The sequence below is a fragment of the Mesorhizobium sp. CA13 genome (genome assembly GCF_020165235.1).
GTDB lineage: Bacteria > Pseudomonadota > Alphaproteobacteria > Rhizobiales > Rhizobiaceae > Mesorhizobium.
Map to the genome: position 1 here is coordinate 19,920 of NZ_JAIUHS010000022.1, position 24,319 is coordinate 44,238.

Here is a 24,319-nt window from a genome sequence, read left to right on the forward strand (position 1 = left end):
CCGGTGCGCGGCGTCCTCTAGGCCCTTGCTACGTTCAAGCCGGACAAGCCCGGCTTCTTCCCCGGCTCCGACCGTGCTTTGTCGATCTGTTCGATCGCCCGTTTCACGGCCTCGGCCACACCGGGTTCCCCCTCCCCCATGATCGCAGGGTTGGACCGGAGTCGATCGAGGGGAACACCCTCGAATTGTTGATGTCGCTTGAATTTGGTGAACACCGAGCGCCCGCTCATGACCATCATGCGGCGCACGATCAGGTCAGGCGTCACCACGACGAGCGCGATGGTGCCCTTGGCCAGCCGGCCGCGAAAATTGCCGGCCCCGACGAAGCCATCCTTGTACTGGTCGGTGACGCCCCGGAAGACGTCCGAATAGTGCCGCATCTGTAGCCAGACGCCGAGCGACTGCAGCGCCCACACAATAACCAGCAGAAGCAGTCCCCACTGCCAAATCGCCATTCGGTTCTCCTCCCGAAGCCTCCGTTGAACCGCATCTTGGACGGATGCGCGACAACAGCAAAGTGAGAACATTTGTTTCCGAGAATGTCAATATGTATGATATTGACCTCATCCACAGGGCCGTCGGCCGATTTCGGCGACGGCACGGTTGTGCTAGCCTGTCGTCAAACGGGATATGTGAAATGGAACTGCCCTTCAGGGATGAACTGGCCCTTATGCCCGACCTTCGCCATCGGTTGCGGCAGTTGCGCTGGTTCCGCGCCACATTTCGCGGCAGCGCCAAGGTGGTGTCCGACACATTCGGCGTGCGTTTTGAAATCGACGAAGCCCGGCTCACAAGGGCCTTTCTCGACTGGGTCGAGATCATGGAGGCGCAGAAGCGTTTCGCCGCGATCGACCGCGCCGACTTCATCGTCTTTGCCGCCGGTCTCGTGCTGCGCGAACTGATACGACAGGCGCCGGCCAGGGAAGTCTCCGGCCTCAGCCATCTCGTCGAGACCGAGCAGAATGCCGGCACGCTGGAAATCGTCCGCTTCTGGCCTGAGGGGTTCCTCTACACCAATTATTGCGTTTCGGTGATTTCGGCGATCTACGAGCAGGAATTCGGCTCAGCCCCAAGCATCGACAAATGCGCCGACGACCTGCGCACATGGTGGTCCTATCGCGAGAACGTGACCGAGATGCCGGCCTATGCCGTGGCTTTCCTCGACCGCTTCCTTGGCGCCGAACCGAACTGGATCACGCCGGACCGCGCGCAATCGCGGCAGGCCATGCAGCGCGCGCTTGGGTCGGCCCGGGCCAGCGATGCGCTACGCCAGCTTTGACGGCCAGGTTTTGGCGCCCGAACATCACGCTATTGAACATTTGACTTTTTGCCGGTAGCAAAGTGCAAAACTCCGGGGAGAAGCGCGTGGCGCGATCAAGACCTGTCATTTTCGATTGCGACGGCGTTCTCGTGGACAGCGAACCATTGGCCGCCAGGGCCTATGAGCGCGTCTATGAAAAGCACGGCATGCCCGGCGTCCACGGTGGCATCATCGCCCAGTGCATCGGCATGAAACAGTCTGACATCATCGTCAAAATCAGGGAATTGACCGGCCATCAGTTTCCGGCGGCGGCGGACGGCGACATCTGGACAGAGACCAGGGTGCTGTTTTCGCAGGAACTGAAGCCTACACCAGGAATCGCCGCGTTTCTGGAGGCGCTTGAGGGCGACCGCTGCGTTGCCTCCTCGTCCTCCGTCGAGCGCATAAACCACAGCCTGGCGGTAACCGCGCTGGCGCGGTTCTTCGGCGACGCGATCTACAGCTCCTCGATGGTCAAGAACGGCAAGCCCGCGCCGGACATTTTCCTGTTCGCCGCGGCAAAGATGGGCGCCAATCCGGCGGACTGCATCGTCATCGAGGATTCGCCTTTCGGCATCCAGGGCGCGGTTGCTGCCGGAATGACGGCGATCGGCTACACCGGCGGCGGTCACACCTATCCCGGGCACAGCGCGCGGCTGAAGGCGGCCGGCGCCGATTTCGTCTGCGCCGATTGGCAGGAAGTTGGCCGGCAACTGGCTGGGCTCGGTATTCCCGCCTACACTCTAGCGAGTGGGTAGTCCAAGGCGAACCCATTCGTCGGGCGGAATTACAGATCCGACACGCAAGCCAAAGGACAAAACCCTGGTCACATCGCTGTCGACCTCGCAGCGGAAGCCCAGATGGTACCATGTGCCCGTCGCGCGGAACGCGACATCGGGAGCGTTGAGAATATTGCCGGCCTTCAGCGGCACGCTTGGGATCAAGTCGGGGAAATAGGCGGCGTCCAGCAATTGCTGCTGCAATGCGCTGGCGCAAAGTTTGGCACCCCGCTGCGCGCGCGGCACGCCGCCCATCGAGGTCGTGGCCAGCGGATCGCCGGTAGCGTCTTGCGAATAGAGCTTGCGAACGCCCGGAAGCCCGCGCCGCGACGCGGCACTGGCGGCATCGGGGGAAGCTGGGCTTCGCGCGCTCTCGTTGGAGGACTTCGAGACCTTTGAAGAACTGGGTTTCGGCGCATTGGCGGGTTTTGGCGTCGGCTTTTCAGCCGATAGGGGAAGCTCGACCTCGGCGTCGCCGTCATCGGCGGCCAACGGCGGTGCCGCGGCCGTTTGCTTGTCGGCCTCGGGCAACTCTGCCGGCTTTTCGGTGGCCGCCGGCGCGCCAGACTTGGTCTCCGCAGGCTCAGGCGTCACGGGCGGCTTCGAGGCCTCCTCCTTGGCAGGCGCCGGCGAATTGTCTTGAGCGCTGGCTCCGTCCAGGGATTTCCTGGGGCCGGCGTCCTTGTCGCCGAACTGAAAGACAGGTCTCAGGGTCTCGATCGGTGGCGTCTTGCGCGATTGCTTCTCGGGCGGAGGCGGTTCTTCAGCCTTCGTTTCCGGCGGCTTCTCGGCTTTGGGCTCCTTTGGCGGCGGTGCGGGAGCAGGTTTCGGTTTTGGCTGGTCGGGCGGAGGCACGAGCGCGACATTTACCGGCTGGTCCTGCTGCGGCTCTTGGGCTGGCCTCGGCAGATTGTAGAACACCAGCGCTGCGAGGAGCGTATGCAGGATCAGCGATGCGGGCAACGCCCACAACAGATTCCGACGCCGCTCTCGTGCCTCGCCCTTCATGCTGACCGATGTGGAATGAAATGGTGGCGGCTTCAAGCGTAGGCATCGAATTGGCGAGATTTTGCCGCTGACAGCTTAGTGATGATCAGGCGTAGGCTGGTGCAGGATCTCGTCCAGAAACCGTCCGTCCAGCCGCGTTTCGCCAAACCAGTTCAACCGGTTGATGCTCACAAAGCCGGCATCGATCGCCTCGTTCTCGTCGCCCGGCTCACTTGCATGAGCGCGCCCGCGCGGGACGGTGATGACAGTGCGATCGCCGTCGCTCTCCAGGATTTCGGCCTTGCGGCCGATCTTGTCGCGGCCGATGCGCGGCTGCCGGATCCCGGCCGGCAGCGAAGCCGGCAGGTTGATGCTGAGCCAATGGCCGTCCGTCGCCCACTCTTCACGCGACCGCCAGAGCGAGGCGATCAACGCGCCGAGCCACTGGTCGTCGGCTTCGCTGAAGTCCGGATTCTTCACCCGGGAAAAGCCGATCGCCGGAATGCCCCAGAATGTCGCTTCGCGCGCAATGCCCAGCGTCCCGGAATAGGCAAGGTCCTCGGCGACGTTGCGCCCGTCATTGACGCCCGCCAGCACCAGGTCGGGCTTTTGGCCGCCCGCGAACAGCCAGGTCATCGCGCTCACCACGCAGTCGGCCGGAGTGCCGGAACACGAATACCAGCCGGGCTTGACGCGCCGCATCGTCAACGGCCGCGCGATCGTCAGCGATGCGCCCGCGGCGGTGCGCTTGCCGTCGGGTGCCACCACCCACAAATCGTCGCCCAGGCCGCCGGCCGCCTTGACCAGCCGGGCAAGGCCCGGCGCCTCGATGCCGTCATCGTTGCAGATCAGGATTCTCATATATTTTTTCCTTGCGGCACCGTGATGGTCTGGCCGGTGCGGCATTGCGGGCGCAGCGACGGAATATGGGCTTTCAGATCGTCGAGGAGTTCGCTCGCGCAGGAATGGCCGAGCGTCTCCGGGCGCCCTGCCTTCTCCCAGATATCGACATTCCCCGACAGTGTTGGGTGGGTGGGCATGCGCACCCAGTCCGCCCGGCCGGCTTTGTGGAGCAGATCGCCAGGGGAGCCGGATGGCAGATGCCCGGTGAGCAGCACCGGAAAGCCGGCCCGGTCGGCGCGCGGCAGCAGGCGGGACGAAGGCCCGGCCTCGCCCATGCCGTCATCGGCCAGCAAGGGTAGCGAGGGCAGCGGGTCGGCGTCGGTCCAGTCTGCGGCACTCCGCAGCCGCAAGCGCAGCATCTCGGATACGCCAGGCAGCAGCGCTGAAGTGGCGGCGATCTGCGCTTCGAGCGAAGCACGCATGCCGGCGTGGATGGCGAAGGGCCCCGGCAAGGCCGCGATCAATTCCAGCGACCGCCCCGACAGCGGCGTCGGCAGAAGGCATCCGTTCGAATGTCGCGCCACCCAGCCCGAAATGGCCTCGGCGCGCGCCGCACCCGGCACGGGATCGGCGCCATAGGAGGCGTCGAGAACGAGAAGATCGCATTGGGGGATCGCGTCCATGACGAAGACGTTGCTGTCCGGCACCACGTCGGCGGAATAGACGACGCGGTTTCTGCCATCGTCGACGGCAAACCAGACGCCGCCGACGACGTGTCCCGACCTCCCCGTCCTGACCGTGAGATTGCCGCTCTTCAGCATATCGCCGGGCTCGAAAATCTCGATGCGATCTCCCGGAAAGGGAAACCGCTTGAGATCCCCGGGATGGGCATAGCCGGCGAGCGTGGCCGGAGCCTCGGCACGGGTCTCGGCCGTCATGAAAATCGGACCGGCATAGCCGCGCGACAAGAGCCAACTCAGCGCGCCGACGTGATCCTCGTGCGCATGCGAGACAAACAGCGCGTCGATGTCGGCGATCGACCCGCCAAGCGCCGGATAGTACTCCGCTCCCGTGGCCCCGACCTTGATGCCGACATCGAGCAGGATGCGATCGTTTCCGCTGCGGACGGCAAGGCTGGTGCGGCCCTTTTCGCCGAAGCCGCCGGCGAGGTCCAGCATCATCACGACGCCGCCTCCGCCGGGATCAGCCAGCCGGACTTTATGCGCAGGCGCGCCTGGGCTCCGCTCTCCAGCACGACCGGGTCGGGCTGCTCGAAATGCAAGGTAAGATCAGGTCCCGCGGAAGGCGTAAATTCGATGCGCGCCGAGCCACCCTGGTAGATCACCCGCTTGACGAGGCCATCGAAGCCGGGGCCGTCCGGCGACACGTCGAGATCGGCCGACCGGCAGCAGATCCTTGCCCCAGCGCGCGGCCGCTCGCCTGCCCGGCAGCGGACGACCAGCTCGGTCCCGAGAACCCGGACCTTGCAATGACCGGCCTCTTCGGCGCTCAGCACGTCGGCCGGAAGCAGAATGCCCTGCGAAATGAAGGAGGCCACCATTTCATTCGCCGGCTCATGATAGAGCTCGCGCGGCGTCGCGAGTTGGACCAGGCGACCGTGATCCATCACCGCGATGCGATCGGCCAGCGCCATGGCCTCGGCCTGGTCGTGGGTGATGTAGACGATGGTCGTGCCGGTGCGCTTGTGGAAGGCGGCGAACTCGTCCTCCATCGAGGCCCTCAGATGCACGTCGAGGTTGGCGAGCGGCTCGTCGAACAATACCAGCGAGGGCGCCGCGACCAGGCAGCGCGCCAGCGCCACGCGCTGGCGCTGGCCGCCGGAGAGGTTGGCGGGCCTGCGGTCTCCCAGCCCCTGTAGATTGACCAGGGCCAGCGCATCGGCAACCTTCTGGCGGGCGACCGCCTTGTCCAGCTTTGCAACCTTGAGTGAATAGCCGATGTTCTCGGCGACCGTCATGTGCGGCCACAATGCGTAGTTCTGGAAGACGATGCCGACCCGCCGCTTCTCCGGCGGAACGCTGCCGCCTGCACCCGACACGACCTCCCTGCCGATACGGATTTCGCCCGACGTCACCTTCTCGAAGCCGGCGACAAGCCTGAGCAACGTCGTCTTGCCGCAGCCGGAAGGCCCGAGCACGGCAAGGAATTCGCCGTCGCCGACATCGATCGAAACGTCCTTGACCGCATCGAACTCGGCGAAGCTCTTGGTCACATGGTCCAGGGTCAATCGCGCCATGGCAGAACTCCGCTCGGAAGATGAGGGGCAAGCAGGTTGGTCACCAGCATCAGCACGAAGGTGACCGCGACCGTGATGACGGACATCGCCGCCGCGTAGTTGGAATCGCCGCCCTGTTCGAACGAGAACATCACCACGCCGATTGTCTCGGAACCCGACGACCACAGCAGCGCCGAGACCGTAAGCTCGCTGAGCGCCGTCATGAAGATCAGCAGGCCGCCGGCTATCGCTGCCGGCGCCACCAGCGGAAAAACAATGGTGCGCATGCGGGTGAACAGGCCGGCGCCCGCCACTTGTGCTGCCTCTTCCAGCGTCCGGTCGATCTGGTGGTAGCCGCTGATGGTCGGCCGCAAGGCCAGCACCAGGAATCGGGCGAGATAGGCGTAGAGAATGATCCAGACCGTATTGTAAAGCTGTATGCCGGTCAGCGGGATCGGCCGCAGGAACAAGAGCAGCGAGGCGATCGCCAGCACCACGCCGGGCAAGGCATAGGGCAGTTCGACCGAAAGATTGAGCAGCCGCACCCAGCGCTGCTTGCCCCAGGCAATGAGATAGCCGATCGGCACGGCGACGAGGACCGCGAAGAAGGCGGCGGCGATCGACAGCCAAAAGCTGTTGAAGAAGGCGCGGCTGGCGGCAGCGTGCTCGAACAGCACGAAACGGTAATTGTCGAGCGTCGCCGTCTTGGCGCTGAGCGCGATGCCGTAGCCGGGCACCAACGACGTCAGCACCAGCCCGAACAGCGGCAGGAACAGCACCAGCACGACCAGCAGCCACATGCCGGCCTGGACGATCGGACGCCAGCGGCCAAGCTCGTAGGGCTCGGCGGGCAGCGAGGTGGAGCTGATGCGGTAGTCGCGGCGCCGGCTCATGACCTCCTGGGCGATGATGCCGGCCATGGCGATGATGCCGATCAGCACCGACAGGAACGCCGTCTCGCCGAGCACGGCCGGCCCGCCGCCGGCCAGCTTCTGATAGATCAAGGTCGGCAGCACGAGATAATTGGCGGGAATGCCGAGAAAGGCGGGAATGCCGAAATTGCCGACGCAGGACACGAAGGCCAGTGCCGCTGCCGCCATGATCGACGGTGTCATCAGGGGTAGCACGATGGTGACGAGCACGGTGAACCAGCTCGCGCCGCCGGCCCGCGCCGCCTCGACCAGTTCGCGCGGCAGCTTGCGCAGGCCGGCGCGCACCAGCAGGAACACCAGCGGGCCGTACTGCACGCCGAGCAGCAGGATGATGCCCGACGTGGAATAGAGCGGGTTTTTGGTGCCGAGCGGCGGTGCGGCGCCGAACAGCTTGAGGAACGGGCTGGCCGGTCCGAACAGTTGCAGCCAGGCAAGCGCCGTAACCTGCGGCGCGATCATCAGCGGCATGACGTAGCAGAGCACCAGGGCGCCGCGGCCGCGTATATCGGTCAGCGTGATGAGCACCGCCACCAGCGTCCCCGACAGCACGGCAAGCACCGTGCCGCCTACGCCGACGACAAGCGTGTGCCAGGTGGCGATCCAGGTCGCCGGACTTCTCAGTCCGGCCTCCAGGGCCATCGTCGACACCGTGCCGCCGGGTGCCACGATCTCCTTGATGAGGCGCAGCATCGGCAGCAGGGAGAGCAGCACGATGACGACGGCTACCGCCGCCGTCAGGACCATTTCCTGGCCCCGGCTTTCCCTGATCGTTGATGGCATGGTTGCTTTCCTGAAATTCGACCAGCGGCAGCGGGATGCCGCCGAAGCGGCATCCGGCCGGATCGTCGAGACTTGTCAGCCGCCGAACAGTTCCGAGAACTTCGCCTTGTCGGCGTCGGTCTTGGCGACGATTGCCTTGGTGTCGAACGACATCACCTTGACCTTGACGCCTTCCGGCAGCCATTCGGGCCGGCCGACCGAGGCCCGTGCCGGCAGGTAGCCCATGGAAAGCGCCAGCTTCTGGCCCTCGTCCGAGAGAATGAAGTCGACGAACTTCTTGGCGCCGTCGACATTCTTGGCCGTCTTCATGATCGCGACCGGTTCGGTCACGGCCGGCACGCCTTCCGAGGGGAACACGAATTCCACCGGCGAGCCCTTCTTCTTGGCGTTCATCGCCATGAAGTCGACGAGGATGCCATAGGGCTTCTCGCCTGATGCCACGGACTTCAGCACCGCGCCATTGCCGCGCACGCTGACGGTGTTGTTGGCCTTCAGCTTCTGGAAGAAGTCCCATCCGTAATCGGCATCGCCGACGAAGCCCGAAAGCAGGTAGGCGGCGGCACCTGAATAGAGCGGGCTCGGCATGACGAGGCCATCGGCATAGGCCGGCTTGGCGAGGTCGGCCCAATGCTCGGGCTTTTGCGCCGCCGCGGTGTTGTAGACGATGCCGGTGGTGATCAGCTTGCTGCCGAAATAGGTCTTGTCGGCGTCGTAAGCATCCGGCTCGATGCCGTCGAGCTTTGCCTCGGGATAAGGCAGCAGCCGGCCGTCCTTCTTCAACAGCTCCATCGAGACCGCATCGGCGATCAACAGCACGTCGGCCTGCGGGCTGCCGGCGGCGAATTCGGCCGCCATCTTGGTGAGGATGTCGCTTGTTCCGGAACGATAGATTGCCACGTCGATGCCGGGCTGCGCCTTCTTGAAGGCCTCCACGGTCTTGGCCGCATCGGCTTCCGGCTGGGATGTGTAGAGCGTCAACGTTTCGGCACTTGCCATGCCGGCAAACAAAGTTGCCGCGAGCGCCAGCTGGCTGCCCAGCAGTTTGATGAATAGCGTCTTCATGAGACCTCCTGTCCTGTCTGTGCACGACCGGTCCGGCCCCCGGCCGGTTCCCTGTCTCTTCCTCCCTGCACGGCGCATATGACTGGTGGATGACACAGCGCGTGAGATATACAAAATATGTTCATATGTTCGATGTCAATTACAAATGAACAAAACTATGCAACAATCGACACGCCGGACATCCGGCGCCAGTTGACACGCGGCCGGCCTTTCTCCGAAGAGGCGATGCGGGGCCAAGGCTCATGAGGACGAAAAGCGATGCCTGTGGAAAAGACCAGACCGGCCCGCTCCGGATTGCCGATGGTGTCGTCGGATCTCAACGTCAAGACGGCGTGGCTCTATTATGTGGAGGGCTTCACGCAGGAGCAGATCGCCGAGAAGCTTGACGTCTCCAGGGTGAAGGTCATGCGCACGCTGGCCGCGTGCACAGCCGAGGGCATCGTCGTCACCATGATCAACGCGCCGACCGCCGAACAGGTGGCGCTCGAACGTGCACTCGAGAAGCGCTGGGGTCTCGACGCCGCCGTCGTCATCCCGACGCCTTCGGCGCAAGAGCACCTGGAGAAGGCGATCGGCCACGCCGTGGCGGCCTATCTCGGCGAGCAGATGCAGGACGGCATGACGCTGGCGATCGGCGGCGGCGCGACGCTGCATGCCAGCCTCGGCTTTCTCGCCCGCCGACACCTGAAGCACGCCTCGGTCGTGGCGCTCGTGGGCAGCCTGCCGCATTCGCAGTGGATCAATCCGTCGATCGTCGCCGCCAAGGTCGCTGACGTCTTCGAGGTCGACAGCTATCAGATCACCGCGCCGGTGACGGTCGACGACCCCTCGCTGCGTGACCTGCTATGGGCGCAGCCGACGCTGCAGGACGTGCGCCGGCGCGCTGCCGCCGCCGACATCGCGCTGCTCACCGTCGGCGACATGTCGCCGGACGCCACCATCTTCCGTCACGGCATCGTGCCGTCGTCGCTCATCGCGCCGTTGAGGGCAAAGGGCGCCGTCGCCAACATGCTGTGCTATTTCGTCGATGCCTCAGGCAGGCTGGTCGACCACGAAGTCAACGGCCGCGTCATGGCCATCGATCTCGATGTCGTCGGCCAGGTGCCGAATGTCGTGCTGGCCGCGGGCGGCAAGCGCAAGGTTGCCGCGATCCTGGCCGCGCTGAAGGCCGTCAGCACCAATGTGCTGATCACCGACAGCGATACGGCGACGGCGCTGCTGGCAAAGGCTGGCTGAGGCTGCTTTCAGTGCCGCTCAGATAAGGCCGCGTTCGCGCAAGAAATCCTCGACGCCGACATGGGTCATGGATTCGAATTCCGCGATCGCCTCGGCCACCCGTCTGCGTTGGGCCGCCAGCAGCGTGAACACCTGCTTCATCTCGCCGGAAACGCCGAAGCGGCCCCAGCGCTCCGCGATATGCGCCGGCAGGCCGATGTCGGCGCAGAACGCATCCAGGCTCTCATAGCCGAGATTCGCGACGAGTTGCTTGGTTTCGTCCGCCGACATACGCGGCTCGAAAGCGTGATCGTGCAGCCGCTGCGCCATCAGCTTGATGTCGGACGGAGACGCGCCCATCACCTTGCCGAACAGGGTCCTGACGTCGGATGGATCGAATGCGGGCATGCGGACCTCCCTTGATCACAGTCCACCTGAAACATGGGCGAAGGGTTCGCGCCTGACAAGTCGATTCTGTGGTGAGCCGGCGCATCATTCGACGCCGGTTCACATCAACGTGACCTACACCAGCATGCCCATCGGGTTCTCGATCAGCTTCTTGAAGGCGACCAGCAGTTCAGCGCCGAGCGCGCCGTCTACCGCACGGTGGTCGGTCGACAGCGTCACCGACATCACCGTGGCAATTTTGATCTCGCCGTTCTTGACCACCGCCCGCTCCTCGCCGGCGCCCACCGCCAGGATCGTCGCATGCGGCGGGTTGATGACGGCGGCAAAGTCCTTGATGCCGAACATGCCAAGGTTCGACACCGCCGTGGTGCCGCCTTGATACTCCTCCGGCTTCAGCTTGCGGCTGCGCGCGCGGCTGGCCAGGTCCTTCATCTCGTTGGAGATCACCGACAGCGTCTTTTCGTCCGCCTTGCGGATAATCGGCGTGATCAGGCCGCCGGGGATCGACACGGCGACGCCGACATCGGCATGCCTGTGCTTGACCATGGCGCTCTCGGTCCACGAGGCATTGGCATCCGGCACCGCCTTGAGGGCCATGGCCATCGCCTTGATCACCATGTCGTTGACCGACAGCTTGTAGGCGGGCGCCTCGCCCTTGTCGGTCTTCTTTACCGGTGCGGCCGCATTGAGCTGCGTGCGCAGCGACAGCAGCGCATCGAGTTCGCAGTCGAGCGTCAGGTAGAAATGCGGGATGGTGGTCTTGGCTTCGACCAGCCGCCGCGCAATGGTCTTGCGCATGTTGTCGTGCGGGACCAGTTCATAGGAGCCTTCCTCGAACAGGCGCAGCACCTGATCGTCCGACATCGGCTTTGGCGCTGGAGCCGATGCGATAGCGGCGGGAGCTTCAGGAGCCACCGCTGGGGCTTCCTTGGCGCCGCCCTTAGCGATCGCCGCGTCAATATCCACCTTGACCACGCGGCCATGCGGGCCGGTGCCGGCAATACTGGCGAGGACGAGGCCGGCTTCACGCGCCAGGCGCCGGGCTAACGGCGTTGCGCGCGCAACAGATGGCGATTGGCCGATCTCCCCCCTTGTGGGGGAGATGCCCGGCAGGGCAGAGGGGGGCGCCTCGCGCTGAGAGGACGGAGGGGCAGCGCCCCCCTCTGTCGACTTCGTCGACATCTCCCCCACGGGTGGAGAGATTGGCGCCTTGTCCTGCTTGGCCTCAGCAGCACCAATCCCATAGGCTTCATCATCGGCATAGATCCAGGCAACCGGTGCGCCGACGGGGATATCGACGCCCTCCTTGCCGGAGACATCGCGCAGGATGCCGCTGGCCGGCGCATCGATTTCCATCGCCGCCTTGTCGGTCTCGATCTCGAACAGCACGTCGCCCTTCTTGACCTGCTGGCCCTCGGTGGCAAACCATCGCGAAATCTGTCCGGTCGCCATGTCCATGTCGACCTTGGGGAGAATGACTTCGGTCGGCATCTCTCAGCGGACCCCTCTCACGAGGTCGCGCGCGGCGGTGATGATGTCGGGAACCTGCGGCACCGTCGCTTTCTCCAGCTCCGGATTGTAGGGGATCGGCGTCTCGGCGCCGCCCAGCCGCACGATCGGCGCGTCGAGATAGTCGAACGCCTCGCTCTCGGCGATCATCGCGCTGACCTCGGCGCCGATGCCGAGCGTCTTGACCGCTTCATAGACGCACATCAGCCGCGACGTCTTCTTGACGCTGTCGATGACGGTCTGCTTGTCCATCGGCCGGATGGTCCTGAGGTCGACGACCTCGACATCGATGCCTTCCGCCTCCAGCGCGGCCGCGGCGTCGAGCGCCTTCTGCACCATGATCGAGGTGGCGACGATGGTGAGATCGCGCCCCTCGCGGCGTATATCGGCCTTGCCGATCGGCACCGTATAGTAGCCTTCCGGAACCGGGCCCTTCATCTTGTAGAGCAGCTTGTGTTCGAAGATCATCACCGGATCGGGATCGGCGACGGCAGCCAAAAGCATGCCCTTGGCATCGTGCGGCGTCGCCGGCTGGATGACCTTCAGGCCCGGCACATGGCCGAGCCAGGCCTCGAGGCTCTGGCTGTGCTGCGCGGCGGCACCGGTGCCCGAACCGGCAGGAAAGCGCATCACGACGGGCACCGAAACCTCGCCGCCCAGCATGAAGCGCATCTTCGCCGCCTGGTTGACGATCTGCTCCATGGCGAGCGTGGCAAAGTCGGAGAACTGGAACTCGAAGATCGGCCGCATCCCGGTGAGGGCCGCACCCACCGCGACGCCCGCGCCGCCCAGTTCCGAGATCGGCGTGTCCATCACCCGGTCCGCGCCGTAGCGCTCGACCAGATCGCCGGTCACCTGGAAGGCGCCGCCATAGACGCCGATATCCTCGCCCATCAGGAAGACGCGTTCGTCCATGTCCATGGCGATCGACATGGCTTCCTGGATCGCTTGGGCGTAGCTCAGTTCACGCACCATCGCGTCCATCACACCTGCTCCGTATATACGTAATTTCCGGTCTCGCTGACATCGGGCGACGGGCTCGCCTTGGCGAACTCGATGCCGTCGGCGATTTCCTTGGCCACCGCGTCACGAATGGCCTCGATGCCCTTGTCGTCGATGAAGCCGAAATCGCGCAGTTCGCTTTCGAACAGGGTGATCGGATCGCGGTTCGACATCCAGTCCTCGATCTCCTCCTTGGTGCGATAGCGGTTGCGGTCGCTCTTGGAATGGCCGCGATGGCGGTAGGTCTTGGACTCGATCAGCGTCGGCCCCTCGCCCGCGCGGGCGCGCTCGACGGCTCTGTAGGACGCCTCGGCCACCTCCGAAAAAATGTTGCCGTTGACGATGACGCCGGGCATCGAATAGGCGGCGGCGCGCTCGGCGATGTTCTTGACCGCGGTCGAGCGGGCCGTCGACGTCGACATGCCGTAGCCATTGTTCTCGCACACGAAGATCACCGGCAGCTTCCAGATCGCCGCCATGTTGAGCGCCTCGTGGAAAGCGCCCTCATTGTTGGCACCGTCGCCGAAGAAGGAGACCACGACCTTGCCGGTCTTCATCATCTTGGAGGAGAGCGCCGCCCCGACGGCGATCGGAATGCCGCCGCCGACAATGCCGTTGGCGCCGAGATTGCCCTTGGCGACGTCGGCGATGTGCATCGAGCCGCCGCGGCCCTTGCAGTAGCCGGTGGTCTTGCCGAAGAACTCGGCGAACATGCGCTTGACCTCGGCGCCCTTGGCGATGCAGTGGCCATGGCCGCGATGCGTCGAGGTGATCTGGTCATCCTCGCCGAGCGGCATGCAGATGCCCATGGCGCTGGCTTCCTGGCCGATCGACAGATGCATAGTGCCGTGGATGAGGCCGCGCGTGTAGCTCTCCTCCGCGCCCTCTTCGAAGCGGCGGATGAGGTACATCTTGTAGAGCACCTCTCTGAGCTGCTCGGCGCTGTACTGGCGATAGACGAAGGGCAGGTTGGCGCGGCTGTCCGCGACGGCTTTGCTGGCTGCGGCCATGATCACGCCTCCACGGTTCCGTAGACGAGCTTGTCCTGGCGCGCGCGCAGTTCGGCGATCTTGGAACCCGGGGCCGGGGCGGCATTGGCGTAGGTGATGAGCTCGCCCTTCTTGATCGGCGCCGTCACCGAACCGCCCTGCAGCAGGCCACAGGGAATAGCCCTGGCGGCATGCGCTTCCGGCGCCGTCATGATCCAGGCACGGTAGCAATATTCGCCGATCGCATCGAGCTTCTCGCCCTGCTTCATGTCCTTCTTGGCCACGGCTGCGACTTCGGCCACCGGCTTTGCCAGCGGCACCATGTCGGCCTTGCCGTAGAGCACGACGCGGGCGCAGGTCAGCGGCACTTCGAGCGAGGTCAGATGGTAGGGCCGATGGAAGGTGAAGTACGGCCCCTTGCCCATCTTCAAATCTTCCATGCGCTCCGAAATGCGCGGATGCGACATGTCGGCGACGACGAACACGCCGGGCGCGACACCCTTGCCGATCGAGTAGTCGACGACGCCGACCTTCGACAGCACGCCGCCATCCTTCTGCGGCACCAGCACCTTGGACAATTCGCCGAGCGTCGCCGCCGGGCCGTGCATGCCGGCCTTGTCGGGCACCAGCCCAGTGGCATTGGCGATCGCCGCCATCTCGACCATGGTCTTGGAGCCGTCGACGAACTCGACCAGCATGCGCACATTCATGTGCCGGCGCTGGGCCTCTTCCTCGTAGTCGGGCGGCGTGGCATCGATGTTGAGCGGATTGTTCTTGCCCTTGCCGGCGGCGACGATCGGATGGCCCATCGCCGAGACGAACTCGATCAGTTCCATGCAGGAGGACGGCTCGTCGCCGGCGCCCAGCGAATAGGTGACGCCGAGCCGGTCGGCCTCGCTCTTCAGATAAGCGCCGATGGTGACGTCGGCCTCGACATTCATCATCACCAGATGCTTGCCGTGCTCCATGGCGCGCAAGCCGATCTCGGCGCCGACGGCGGGAACGCCGGTGGCGTCGATGACGACGTCGATCAGGTCATTGTTGATGACCAGGCTGGCGTCGTTGGTGACCGCCACCTTGCCGGCCTCCATGGCGGCCGTCATCGCCGAGGCGTTCGACACCTCGCGCGCATGCCCGGTTTCCTGGAAGGCGATATCCACGGCCTTGCTGGCCGCCGGCAGGTTCAGCTCGGAAATGGCGCCGATCTCGATGCCGGACATATGGGCGACGCGGGTGACGATGTCGGTTCCCATCTCGCCCGAACCGATCAGGCCGATGCGGATCGGCTTGCCCGACTTGGCCCGCACCTCGAGATCACGGGCAAGGCCCGTCAACGAAACATTGGAAGCCATATCGCTCATTCCTCCCGTAATGCTGCTATTCAATCACCTGACGGGGTATTGAACATCTGTATTTCTGTCAAGACTAATGTCCAGATTCGTAGCGCTTTTGCAGCAGTTCCCAGCATCGTCGGCGAGGTGGGAAAGCCAGCAAATCGGACAATCAAACGGCTCGCGACGGTTCGACGCATTCGGGCCCGGAAAAATCCGGGCTCAAGACGCACGTACGCGTCCCGAAGTCGAGGCGCTGGGCGTGTGACGGGAGAACGGGCATTCGCCTTGGCTAAGTGTTAGCCAACCGGAAAATCGTGAAAATGGATGATCACCTCATCCGCGTCGACCAAGATCACGGCGTAGGCGGCGGTTCGTGGCCGAGACTCCAGCTTTCCGAGAAATCGAGCGCAGCGTGCTGACCGGAATGCCGCGCCAGTTGCCGGCGATCAGCCGGTGGACATGTCCGATGAAGATGTGATTACCATGGCGTTGGAGTAGCTCTTGAAGGGCATCGGCGTCGGTCAGCCTGACCTCGTCGAGCACCGGCATGGGGATGCCGAATGGCGGGCGGTGCATAAACAGGAGGACCGACCGGTCCTGTGGCACTTGCAACCGCTTGCCGGCTCCCGAAGGCATTAGCCGGAAACAGGACGCCTCGCCTGGGCTTTATTGTGCCGTCCAGCCGCCGTCCATCGGCAAGGTCGCGCCAGTGATCTGCCTGGCTGAATCCGAGCACAGGAACAGCGCCAGGGCGGCAAGGTCCTCGACGGCGACGAATTCCTTTGTCGGCTGCGCTGCCAGAAGCACATCGCGCTTGACCTGTTCCTCGGTCATGCCGCGCGCCTTCATCGTGTCGGGGATCTGCTTCTCGACCAGCGGCGTCCAGACATAGCCGGGCGCGATCGCGTTGACGGTGATGCCCTCCTGCGCCACTTCCAGCGCCACCGTCTTGGTCAGGCCTGATATGCCGTGCTTGGCCGAGACATAGGCGGATTTGAACGGCGAGGCGACGAGCGCATGCGCCGAAGCCGTGTTGATGATGCGGCCCCATTTGCGGCTCTTCATGCCGGGCAGCGCCGCCTTGATCGCGTGGAAGGCCGACACCAGGTTGACGCGGATGATCGCTTCCCATTTATCGTCGGGGAATTCCTCGATCGGCGCGACATGCTGGATGCCGGCATTGTTGACCAGGATGTCGAGGCTGCCGAACCCCTCTTCCGCCTCATGCACCATCGCGCTGACCGCCGCGCCGTCCATCATGTTGGCGTCGGAGTAGCGGCATTTGACGCCGAAATCCTTCTCGATGCCGGCGCGCTCCTGCTCGATCGTCGTGGCGTCGCCCAGGCCGTTGATGGTGAGATTGGCGCCTTCAGCGGCGAAGGCGCGGGCGATAGCCAGGCCGATGCCACTGGTCGAGCCGGTGACGAGCGCATTCTTCGAAGACAGGGAACCCATGGGTGATCTCGCGATGGTGGGAGGGAACACGAAAGATAGAACGCGTTCTTGTGCGCCGCAACATGACGATGCCACAGCCATATATCCGCGCATGCCCGAACCGACCGGCTTCGGCGACTACACCGAGACCGGCCAGGTCATCCCGGTGCGCTACAAGGCCAGCATGGCGGCTATGTCCACCCGATCTACCTCGACGAGGACGCGCCGATCGCCGGCGGGAGCGCGGTTTTTCCTCCGGAATTGCGTAGACACCGAACCGCCCTGATGGTCCGTCAGGGTCGCTTGGCCCGGGCAGGGCCGACATCGGACGATCCGGCGATTTCCAGCAGCGACGACACCAGCAATTGCCGCTCGTCTGGGGAAAGCACATCCGCGTCGAACAGGTTCATGCTGCGCAGGCCTTCGATGGCGAGATAGCAGACCAGCAGCGACTTGAGATCCGGCGTCTCGCTCTTCAGTCGTTGGAACAGTTGTCGTTTGAAGGTCTTTATCGGCGACATGAAGTCCGGATCCTCGGCGATCGCCGAAAATATCCACGAGGCCGATGGCTGCTTGTCCTCGCAATCCTTGGCCGAAAGCCTGATGTAGACGGCGAGCGGGTTTGCGCCCTTGTCGTTGCTGTTGGCGGTCTCCAGCGCCTGCTCGAATTCGCGCAGATAGCCTTCGACCAGGCCCTGCATCAATTTGGCCTTGGTCGGGAAATTGTAGAGCAGTCCGCCCTTCGATACGCCGGCGCGGCTGGCGACGGCATCCAGGGACAGGCTACCGGGGCCGGATTCCCGTGCGACGTCCGCCGCCGCAGCGAGAATCCTCTCGCGCGAGTTCGTTCGTTGGGCTTTCATGGCGCCTCCCATCGCAAGCTTAGGCCCAATTGACAAGACCGTCCAGACGGTACAGTAAGACCGCGGTCATTTGAAATCGGGGCCCGCAGTCGATATGTGTCCCGATATCCGCGCTTCGCGCCGGATTTCGACTGAGGGGACTTCCTTGTTCAAGCGCATACTCCGTTTCGTTATCATCATTCTTGTGTTGGCCGTGCTCGTCATCGTGGTCGGCGGCATCGTCGGGTTCAATTTCCTGCGTGACAACGGCATCAAGCAATATTTCGCCACGATGAAGCCGCCAGCGGCAACCGTGTCGACAACCATCGTCAAGCCGTCGAACTGGACGCCGGGCATCGAGGCAATCGGCACGGTCCGCGCCGTGCGCGGTGTCGACCTGACGGTCGAGACCGCCGGCATCGTCAAGGAGATCCCCTTCCATGCCAACGAGAAAGTGGCGGCCAATGCGGTGCTGCTGCAACTCGACGACGCCGTAGAGCGCGCCGATCTCGCGGCACAGAAGGCGCAGGCGGCGCTCGATCAGACATCGCTGACCCGCGCACTCGAACTGACCAAGCGCGGTGTCGGCTCGGACTCGACCCTGGACACCGCACGTGCCGCCGCGTCCGCTTCGGCATCCCAGGTCAACAGGCTTCAGGCGGTGCTCGACCAGAAGCAGCTGACGGCGCCCTTCGCCGGCACCGTCGGCATCCCGAAGATCGATCTCGGCCAATATCTGGCGCCCGGCACCGCCGTGGTGACGCTGCAGGACCTCGACACGATGCGGGTCGACTTCACGGTCCCCGAACAGCAACTGCCGCTGCTCAAGATCGGGCAGACGGTTCGGCTGGGCCTCAGCGGCGGCGACATGCCTTTTGCCGGGGCCATTCGCGGTATCGATCCCAAGATCGACCCGTCCAGCCGGCTGGTGAACATCCGGGCGGAAGTCGCCAATCCCGAAGGCAAGCTGACCCCCGGCCAGTTCGTGCAAGTGCGTGTCGAATTGCCCCAGGAGCAGAATGTGCTGGCGCTGCCGCAGACGGCGCTGACCACCAGCCTCTATGGCGACTACATATTCGTGGTGCACCCGGCAAAGCCCGCCGAGGCGCAGCCGACCAATGAAACAAAACCCGCCGCGGCTGCGGCGACCGACAAGCCGGCGGACGCCAAGCCCGCGGCCGATGCCAAACCGGCCGAAGCCGCGAAGCCTGCCGCCGATGCGGCAAAACCAGCGGACAAAACGGCCGCCGATCAGACCAAGCCGGCCGCAGGGGGCGAGCAGCCTGCCCTGGTCCTGTCGCAGGTGTTCGTCAAACCCGGCCGCCGCAACGAGGGCATGGTCGAGATCGTCGAGGGCCTCAAGGCGGGCGATGAGGTTGTCACGGCAGGTCAGAATCGCCTCTTCAACGGCATGTCCGTCAACGTCGACAACACCATCGACCCAACCAAATCGGCGAACAAGCAGGCCGACCAGCAATGAGCGTTTCCGATCTCTTCATTCGCCGGCCCGTCCTCTCCACGGTCCTTGCATGCATGATCCTGCTCCTGGGTTTCCAGGGCATATTCAGCCTGTCGATCCGCCAGTATCCGAAGGTTGACGAAACCGCGATCACCATCACGACGGCCTATCCGGGCGCCAGCGCCGACCTGATCCAGGGCTTCATTTCCGCTCCGATCGCGCGCGCCGTCGCCTCGACCGAGAACATCGATTACGTCACGTCGTCGAGCCGACCGTCCTCGAGCACGGTGACGGTGCAGATGAAGCTCGGCTCCAACCCGGACGTCGCGCTGACCGAGGTGCTGTCCAAGGTCCAGGGCGTGCGCGGCACCTTGCCGGACGCCTCCAAGGATCCCGTCATCGTCAAGGGCACGGGCCAGCAGTTCGCGATGATGTACATCTCGATGCAGAACCCGAACATGACGAAGGAGCAGCTGACCGAGTATATCGAGCGCGTCATCAGGCCCCGCATGTCGACGGTCGAAGGTGTCGCCGACGTGCAGATCTTCGGCGCCCAGGAATATTCGATGCGCGTCTGGATCGATCCGGTCAGGCTCGCCGCGCGCGGCGTGACCGCATCGGAGGTGCTGACAGCGATCAACAACTCCAACTTCCTGTCGGCGCCCGGCAACACCGAGAACGAATATGTCGTCTCCTCGATCACCGTGCGCTCGACGCTGCAGACGCCGGAAGCCTTCGCCGAGCTGCCGCTGCGCTCGACCGACGGCAATGTGGTGCGGCTGCGCGATGTCGCTCGTGTCGAACTCGGCGCCGAGAACACAGACACCAGGGTCTCCTTCAACGGCAAGCCAGGCACCTTCCTCGCCATCTTCCCGACCCCGGCTGCCAATCCTCTGACCACGGCGGCGGCGCTCACCAAGCTGGTGCCTCAAATCCAGGAGACGCTGCCGAAAGGCATGACGATCGAGATCGTCTACGACGCGACCGGGCAGATCAGCGCCTCGATCGACGAAGTGTTCAAGACCATCGGCGAGGCTGTTGCCATCGTCGTCGTCGTTATCCTTCTGTTCCTGGGCTCTTTCCGTTCGGTGATGATGCCCATCGTCACCATCCCGTTGTCACTGATCGGCGTCTGTTTCCTGTTGTTCGCGGTGGGCTATTCGATCAACCTTCTGTCGCTGCTCGCCATGGTTCTGGCGATCGGCCTCGTCGTCGACGACGCCATCGTGGTGGTGGAAAATATCCACCGCCACATGGAAGAGGACCACATGTCGCCGATGCAGGCGGCCTTCAACGGCATGCGCGAGATCGCCACCGCCATCGTTGCCATGACCATGACGCTGGCCGCCGTGTTCGCGCCATTGGCCTTCACCGGCGGCCTGACCGGCGCGCTGTTCCGCGAATTCGCGGTCACGCTCGCCGGCTCGGTGGTGCTGTCCGGCGTGATCGCCATCACCATCACGCCGATGATGTCGGCGCGCCTGCTGAAGTCCGGCACGCCAGGCCGTTTCCAGCGCATTGTCGACGGCACTTTCGCGCGGGTCGAACACGTCTATGAGCGGGCCGTCACCGGGTCGCTCAACTATCGCCCGCTGACGCTGATCATCGTGCTGGCGCTTGTCGGCGTGACCGGCTTCATGTTCACCAAGACCTCAACCGAACTGGCGCCGGAAGAAGACCAGGGCTTCCTGCTCTCGCTTGTAACGGCGCCGCGTTACGCGACATCCGACTACACCGAGACTTACGTCAACCAGATGCTCGGTCTAGTGAAGGATATTCCCGAAACGCGGGCGCAGTTCTCGGCCGTCGCGTTCGGCGGCACGACGAACAGTGCGTTCGTCGGTTTCGCCTTCAAGGACTGGGCGGAGCGCAAGCGCAACTCGAAGGAGCTGCAGGCCGACATCACAGCCCGTCTCGCCAAGGTGGCGGGCGTCCAGGCCTTCGTCTTTGCGCCGCCGACGCTGCCGGGCTCCGGCGGCGGCCTGCCCATCGCCCTGGTGGTGCGATCGACCGGCGACGCCTCGGAAGTGTACGACGTGGCCGAGCAGATCAAGAACAAGGCACAGGCCTCCGGCCGCTTCATCGTCGTGCAGAATTCGATGGCCTACGATGCGCCGCAGGTGACGGTGACCATCGACCGCGACCGCGCCGCGGCGCTGAATCTGCCGATCGCCGATATCGGCCGGACGCTGACGCTGCTGGTCGGCGGCGCCGAAGTGGCGCAGTTCGACCGCGACTCCAACAGCTACGACATCATCCCGCAGGTGCCGAAAGAATTCCGCGACAATCCCGAAAAGCTTGGCGAATACTTCGTACGCAGCGTGACGGGCGAGATGGTGCCGCTGTCGGCGGTGGTGAAGATCTCGACCAATGCGTCGCCGGCCGCGATCGAGCAGTTCAACCAGCTGAATTCGTCTACCATCTCGGCGCTGCCGCTGCCCGGCGTCACCACCGGCGACGGATTGAAAGTCCTCGAGGACATCGCCAGGGAGAACCTGCCCGACACCTTCTTCATCGACTATTCGGGCCAGTCCAGGCAGGAGAAGGAACAGGGCAATACGATCCTGATCGCTTTCGGGGCGGCCGTCATCGTCATCTATCTGGTGCTGGCGGCGCAGTTCGAAAGCTTCCGTGATCCGCTGATCATCATGATGGCGGTGCCGCTGTCGATCTTCGGCGCCATCGTGCCGCTCAATCTGGGCCTCGGCACACTCAACATCTACACGCAGGTCGGACTGATCACTCTGATCGGCCTGATCACAAAGCACGGCATCCTGCTGGTCGAGTTTGCCAACCAGCAGCGCGAGATCCACGGTATGCGGCGGCGCGACGCCATCATCGCTTCGGCCAAGGTGAGGCTGCGGCCGATCCTGATGACGACGGCGGCGATGGCGCTTGGCGTGGTGCCGCTGATCACGTCCAGCGGCGCCGGCGCGGCTGCCCGCTATTCGATGGGCCTGGTCATTTTCACCGGCATCCTGGTAGGCACCATGTTCACGCTCTTCGTCGTGCCCATGTTCTATACCTTCATTGCCAGCAAGGATCTGCCCGAGGTGGCAGAGAAGCCGGATCCAAAACTGATGCCGGCATTGCCGAGCTAATGGAAACGGCATTGCCGAACTAACAAAACTAACAAAAAAAGAGGCCGGAACACCCCGGCCTCTTTTTTGGCTGTTCTCGACTGCCGCGAAAAGATGTTCCGGCGGGAGCCCTGAACGGATATGGCTGCTGTGCCGACCCGTTGCCAGCCTGCTACTTGACGATGACGATGCTGGTGTTGGCCGGCCCGAAGGTCTCGACGAGCTGGTAGAAATCGGCGGCATTGTCGGGATGCAGCCGCACGCAACCATGTGAGGCCGGCCGGCCAAGCCGCTTGATGGCATAAGTCGCATGCACCGCATAGCCGCCGCTGAAGAACACCGAATGCGGCATCGGCGCGTTGTCGTACTTCTTCGAATACCACATTTCATGCATGCGCGTCGGCTTGAACGAGCCGGTCGGCGTCACATGCGCCCTGTCACCGGTGGAAACCTTCCAGGCGAAGGCCGGGCGGCCGTCGACCGAGACTTCCATGACCTGTTGCGAAAGCGAGACGCGCGCCACGATCTTGTTGGCGGCATGCGCGGTACCCGTGCCGGCGCCCAACAGAAGTGCCGCGCCCGTCAGGGCAGCGGCGGCGGTGATGTTGATGAGCTTGGCGGAAATAGCAGTATGCATGATGTCCCTCTCTCTGCCGGTCTGGCCGGCCCCAAATTCGATGAGCGGCTTATCCGTGCATCATGTTTCGGTGAGATTTCGTGAAATGCTCGTTTGTGTTTCGAATGTGTTTCCTCTGGTTAACAGAACCTAAGCCAAAAATGGCGGACATCGAAGCTGTCAACTCGCACAGGACACGGCACATAGGTATTCAGCCCGAAACGAAAGTTCGAATTTCCCCAAGATGAAAGACTGAGGCTCAATTTCGAAACTGATCTGCAACAAAGCGCTACTTCAGGCGGCATGAAGCGGATACAGGCCGCCGGCAGAGTTGACGTAACGAAAGCAGACGGCAACGACCACGGGAACGAAAACGAATATGTGGTCCTGGTTTCTCGGGATCAGCATCGCAGCAGCAGCCATCAGCGGCGCCGGCACGGTTGCCGACGGTTCCATGGCCAGCCTCGCGGCGATGAGTTCGAGTGAGATCTCAACCCTGCATACCGTACTGTTTTGTGCCACGGTCTGGATTGTTCCAGCCTGCGCATCGTCCGGCTCAAGGCCCACTGGCGGGTTGGCCTTCGGCTGCTGGCATTGCGCGGCCCCTCCGGCAACTTGCTGCTGAGAGGACCGAAGGCCCGCGCCGTGACGGGGGGCTCCGTAGACGGCGCGGGCACTTCGGGAGTTTCGTGAAGTACGCCGAAGCGACACGCGCCCACCAAGAGGAGCGCTGGTCTTCGGAAAACAAGCCGCCGCAACATGAATTACTGGGGGATTGATGCAATGAAAACGAAACTTGCAGCTTCGGTGCTTTCGGCACTGCTCTACGCACAGGGCCTGCTCGGTTTTGCCGGGCTTGCCACGGTGCTCTTGAAAGAGCGCGCGCATGCAGGCGAGTTCGCGACAAGCGGCGACATGCCGTCGGGGCCATCGCTACTGGTGGTGCGCTGAGCCGCATGGCAATCGGGCCCAAGGTGAAAAAAACCGGTTCTGGGAAATCCGATGCTCAGCCAGGGGAATGACGTGAGCGCCGGGCCGTTAATCGGCGAATTGCGCCGGCGGATCGAAACGGTAGCCGGCGCCGCGTATGGTGGTGATGGCTTCCGTATCGAGCTTGCGGCGCAGCCGCACGATGCGCGAATCGATGGAGCGGTCGAAGGCGTCGGCATTCTCGGCCGGCGCCGCCGCAATTATGTCGTCGCGCGTCAGCACCTTGCGGGGACTGGCCAGGAACAGCCGAAGCAGCGCCACCTGGCCGGGCGAAAGCTGCTCCTCCGTGCCCGAGCGGTGCATGACGATGGCCGATTTCAAATCGACGGTCGCGTTCTCCAGCACGATCAGCTCCTGGGCGGCCCTGCCCCGCCGCGTCAGCAGGCCGCCGACGCGGGCAGCGAGTTCCCTGACATTGAGCGGACTTTCGATGACGTCGGCGGCACCGAGCTCGAGCGCAAGCACCTTGTCGACGAGATCGGCCGGCCGGCAGATCAGGATGAAATCCGGCCCGCCCTCGCC

Annotated in this window: 24 protein-coding genes and 1 pseudogene; 7 read left to right on the forward strand and 18 right to left on the reverse strand. The window is 63.9% G+C overall.

All coding sequences use genetic code 11. The annotated features are described in order from the left end of the window. Positions 1-17 precede the first annotated feature (17 nt). Positions 18-455 (reverse strand): transcriptional regulator GutM, encoded by a 438-nt coding sequence (locus LB566_RS29435; RefSeq protein WP_224629597.1) that lies wholly within the window; start codon positions 453-455, stop codon positions 18-20. A 182-nt stretch (positions 456-637) separates the two neighbouring features. Between LB566_RS29435 and LB566_RS29440 the strand changes: the two genes are divergently transcribed. Together LB566_RS29440 and LB566_RS29445 are read left to right on the forward strand one after the other, a co-directional pair. Beyond that, positions 638-1,279: a hypothetical protein gene (locus LB566_RS29440; protein WP_140517923.1), complete on the forward strand. Its 642-nt coding sequence runs from the start codon at positions 638-640 to the stop codon at positions 1,277-1,279. A gap of 86 nt (positions 1,280-1,365) precedes the next feature. Further along, a complete protein-coding gene (locus LB566_RS29445) occupies positions 1,366-2,058 on the forward strand; it encodes an HAD family hydrolase (RefSeq protein ID WP_224629601.1) in 693 nt (230 codons plus the stop codon). Here LB566_RS29445 and LB566_RS29450 read toward each other — a convergent pair. The 6 genes from LB566_RS29450 to LB566_RS29475 all read right to left on the reverse strand — a co-directional run bounded on the left by LB566_RS29450 (position 2,044) and on the right by LB566_RS29475 (position 8,919). Then, the gene (locus LB566_RS29450; RefSeq protein ID WP_411910519.1) at positions 2,044-3,042 is read right to left on the reverse strand and encodes a DUF930 domain-containing protein; all 999 of its coding nucleotides are present in this window, start codon (positions 3,040-3,042) and stop codon (positions 2,044-2,046) included. The genes LB566_RS29445 and LB566_RS29450 overlap by 15 nt on opposite strands. Positions 3,043-3,162: 120 nt before the next feature. Further along, complete coding sequence (locus LB566_RS29455) at positions 3,163-3,927, reverse strand: 5'/3'-nucleotidase SurE (RefSeq protein WP_224629605.1); 765 nt, start codon at positions 3,925-3,927, stop codon at positions 3,163-3,165. Continuing rightward, positions 3,924-5,090, reverse strand: coding sequence for an MBL fold metallo-hydrolase (locus LB566_RS29460; protein ID WP_224629633.1), 1,167 nt, complete (start codon positions 5,088-5,090; stop codon positions 3,924-3,926). The genes LB566_RS29455 and LB566_RS29460 overlap by 4 nt, the downstream gene beginning before the upstream one ends. After that, positions 5,090-6,166, reverse strand: coding sequence for an ABC transporter ATP-binding protein (locus LB566_RS29465; protein WP_224629607.1), 1,077 nt, complete (start codon positions 6,164-6,166; stop codon positions 5,090-5,092). The genes LB566_RS29460 and LB566_RS29465 overlap by 1 nt, the downstream gene beginning before the upstream one ends. Next, the gene (locus tag LB566_RS29470; RefSeq protein WP_224629610.1) at positions 6,154-7,857 is read right to left on the reverse strand and encodes an ABC transporter permease; all 1,704 of its coding nucleotides are present in this window, start codon (positions 7,855-7,857) and stop codon (positions 6,154-6,156) included. Before LB566_RS29470 ends, LB566_RS29465 begins: the two co-directional genes overlap by 13 nt. 75 nt (positions 7,858-7,932) lie before the next feature. Then, positions 7,933-8,919 carry an ABC transporter substrate-binding protein gene (locus LB566_RS29475; protein ID WP_224629612.1) on the reverse strand — a complete coding sequence of 329 codons (987 nt, stop codon included), beginning with the start codon at positions 8,917-8,919 and terminating at the stop codon, positions 7,933-7,935. Positions 8,920-9,177: 258 nt separating this feature from the next. Between LB566_RS29475 and LB566_RS29480 the strand changes: the two genes are divergently transcribed. Beyond that, on the forward strand, positions 9,178-10,155 hold the full coding sequence (locus LB566_RS29480; RefSeq protein WP_224629614.1) for a sugar-binding transcriptional regulator: 978 nt from the start codon (positions 9,178-9,180) through the stop codon (positions 10,153-10,155). A gap of 18 nt (positions 10,156-10,173) precedes the next feature. Here the strand turns inward: LB566_RS29480 and LB566_RS29485 are convergent, their stop codons facing one another. The 7 genes from LB566_RS29485 to LB566_RS29515 all read right to left on the reverse strand — a co-directional run bounded on the left by LB566_RS29485 (position 10,174) and on the right by LB566_RS29515 (position 16,831). Further along, the gene (locus LB566_RS29485; protein ID WP_140554291.1) at positions 10,174-10,542 is read right to left on the reverse strand and encodes a hypothetical protein; all 369 of its coding nucleotides are present in this window, start codon (positions 10,540-10,542) and stop codon (positions 10,174-10,176) included. Positions 10,543-10,656: 114 nt separating this feature from the next. Beyond that, positions 10,657-12,033 (reverse strand): pyruvate dehydrogenase complex dihydrolipoamide acetyltransferase, encoded by a 1,377-nt coding sequence (locus tag LB566_RS29490; RefSeq protein ID WP_224629617.1) that lies wholly within the window; start codon positions 12,031-12,033, stop codon positions 10,657-10,659. A gap of 3 nt (positions 12,034-12,036) precedes the next feature. Further along, a complete protein-coding gene (locus tag LB566_RS29495) occupies positions 12,037-13,035 on the reverse strand; it encodes an alpha-ketoacid dehydrogenase subunit beta (RefSeq protein ID WP_224629618.1) in 999 nt (332 codons plus the stop codon). Further along, on the reverse strand, positions 13,035-14,063 hold the full coding sequence (locus tag LB566_RS29500) for a thiamine pyrophosphate-dependent dehydrogenase E1 component subunit alpha (protein ID WP_224629619.1): 1,029 nt from the start codon (positions 14,061-14,063) through the stop codon (positions 13,035-13,037). The genes LB566_RS29495 and LB566_RS29500 overlap by 1 nt, the downstream gene beginning before the upstream one ends. Before the next feature lie 2 nt (positions 14,064-14,065). Further along, positions 14,066-15,394 (reverse strand): NAD(P)H-dependent oxidoreductase, encoded by a 1,329-nt coding sequence (locus LB566_RS29505; protein WP_224629620.1) that lies wholly within the window; start codon positions 15,392-15,394, stop codon positions 14,066-14,068. Positions 15,395-15,709: 315 nt separating this feature from the next. Next, the gene (locus LB566_RS29510) at positions 15,710-15,925 is read right to left on the reverse strand and encodes a hypothetical protein (protein WP_224629621.1); all 216 of its coding nucleotides are present in this window, start codon (positions 15,923-15,925) and stop codon (positions 15,710-15,712) included. Positions 15,926-16,042: 117 nt separating this feature from the next. Beyond that, positions 16,043-16,831, reverse strand: coding sequence for a 3-hydroxybutyrate dehydrogenase (locus LB566_RS29515; RefSeq protein ID WP_224629625.1), 789 nt, complete (start codon positions 16,829-16,831; stop codon positions 16,043-16,045). 88 nt (positions 16,832-16,919) lie between these two features. Between LB566_RS29515 and LB566_RS29520 the strand changes: the two are divergent. Further along, positions 16,920-17,074, forward strand: a pseudogene (locus LB566_RS29520) (acetoacetate decarboxylase family protein); the annotation flags it as partial. 29 nt (positions 17,075-17,103) lie between these two features. On the opposite strand, the gene LB566_RS29525 reads toward LB566_RS29520, so the two are convergent. Then, the gene (locus tag LB566_RS29525) at positions 17,104-17,673 is read right to left on the reverse strand and encodes a TetR/AcrR family transcriptional regulator (RefSeq protein ID WP_140554282.1); all 570 of its coding nucleotides are present in this window, start codon (positions 17,671-17,673) and stop codon (positions 17,104-17,106) included. A gap of 145 nt (positions 17,674-17,818) precedes the next feature. Between LB566_RS29525 and LB566_RS29530 the strand changes: the two genes are divergently transcribed. Continuing rightward, positions 17,819-19,132, forward strand: coding sequence for an efflux RND transporter periplasmic adaptor subunit (locus LB566_RS29530; RefSeq protein WP_224629627.1), 1,314 nt, complete (start codon positions 17,819-17,821; stop codon positions 19,130-19,132). Continuing rightward, on the forward strand, positions 19,129-22,212 hold the full coding sequence (locus LB566_RS29535) for an efflux RND transporter permease subunit (protein ID WP_224629628.1): 3,084 nt from the start codon (positions 19,129-19,131) through the stop codon (positions 22,210-22,212). The genes LB566_RS29530 and LB566_RS29535 overlap by 4 nt, the downstream gene beginning before the upstream one ends. A 151-nt stretch (positions 22,213-22,363) precedes the next feature. Here the strand turns inward: LB566_RS29535 and LB566_RS29540 are convergent, their stop codons facing one another. Both LB566_RS29540 and LB566_RS29545 read right to left on the reverse strand, forming a co-directional pair. Then, positions 22,364-22,828 carry a L,D-transpeptidase gene (locus LB566_RS29540; RefSeq protein ID WP_140554277.1) on the reverse strand — a complete coding sequence of 155 codons (465 nt, stop codon included), beginning with the start codon at positions 22,826-22,828 and terminating at the stop codon, positions 22,364-22,366. 273 nt (positions 22,829-23,101) lie between these two features. Further along, a complete protein-coding gene (locus tag LB566_RS29545) occupies positions 23,102-23,374 on the reverse strand; it encodes a hypothetical protein (protein WP_224629629.1) in 273 nt (90 codons plus the stop codon). Positions 23,375-23,590: 216 nt separating this feature from the next. Between LB566_RS29545 and LB566_RS29550 the strand changes: the two genes are divergently transcribed. Beyond that, on the forward strand, positions 23,591-23,758 hold the full coding sequence (locus LB566_RS29550) for a hypothetical protein (protein ID WP_140554276.1): 168 nt from the start codon (positions 23,591-23,593) through the stop codon (positions 23,756-23,758). An 87-nt stretch (positions 23,759-23,845) separates the two neighbouring features. Here the strand turns inward: LB566_RS29550 and LB566_RS29555 are convergent. Then, a partial coding sequence (locus LB566_RS29555; RefSeq protein WP_224629630.1) for a response regulator transcription factor occupies positions 23,846-24,319 on the reverse strand: 474 nt, incomplete at its 5' end.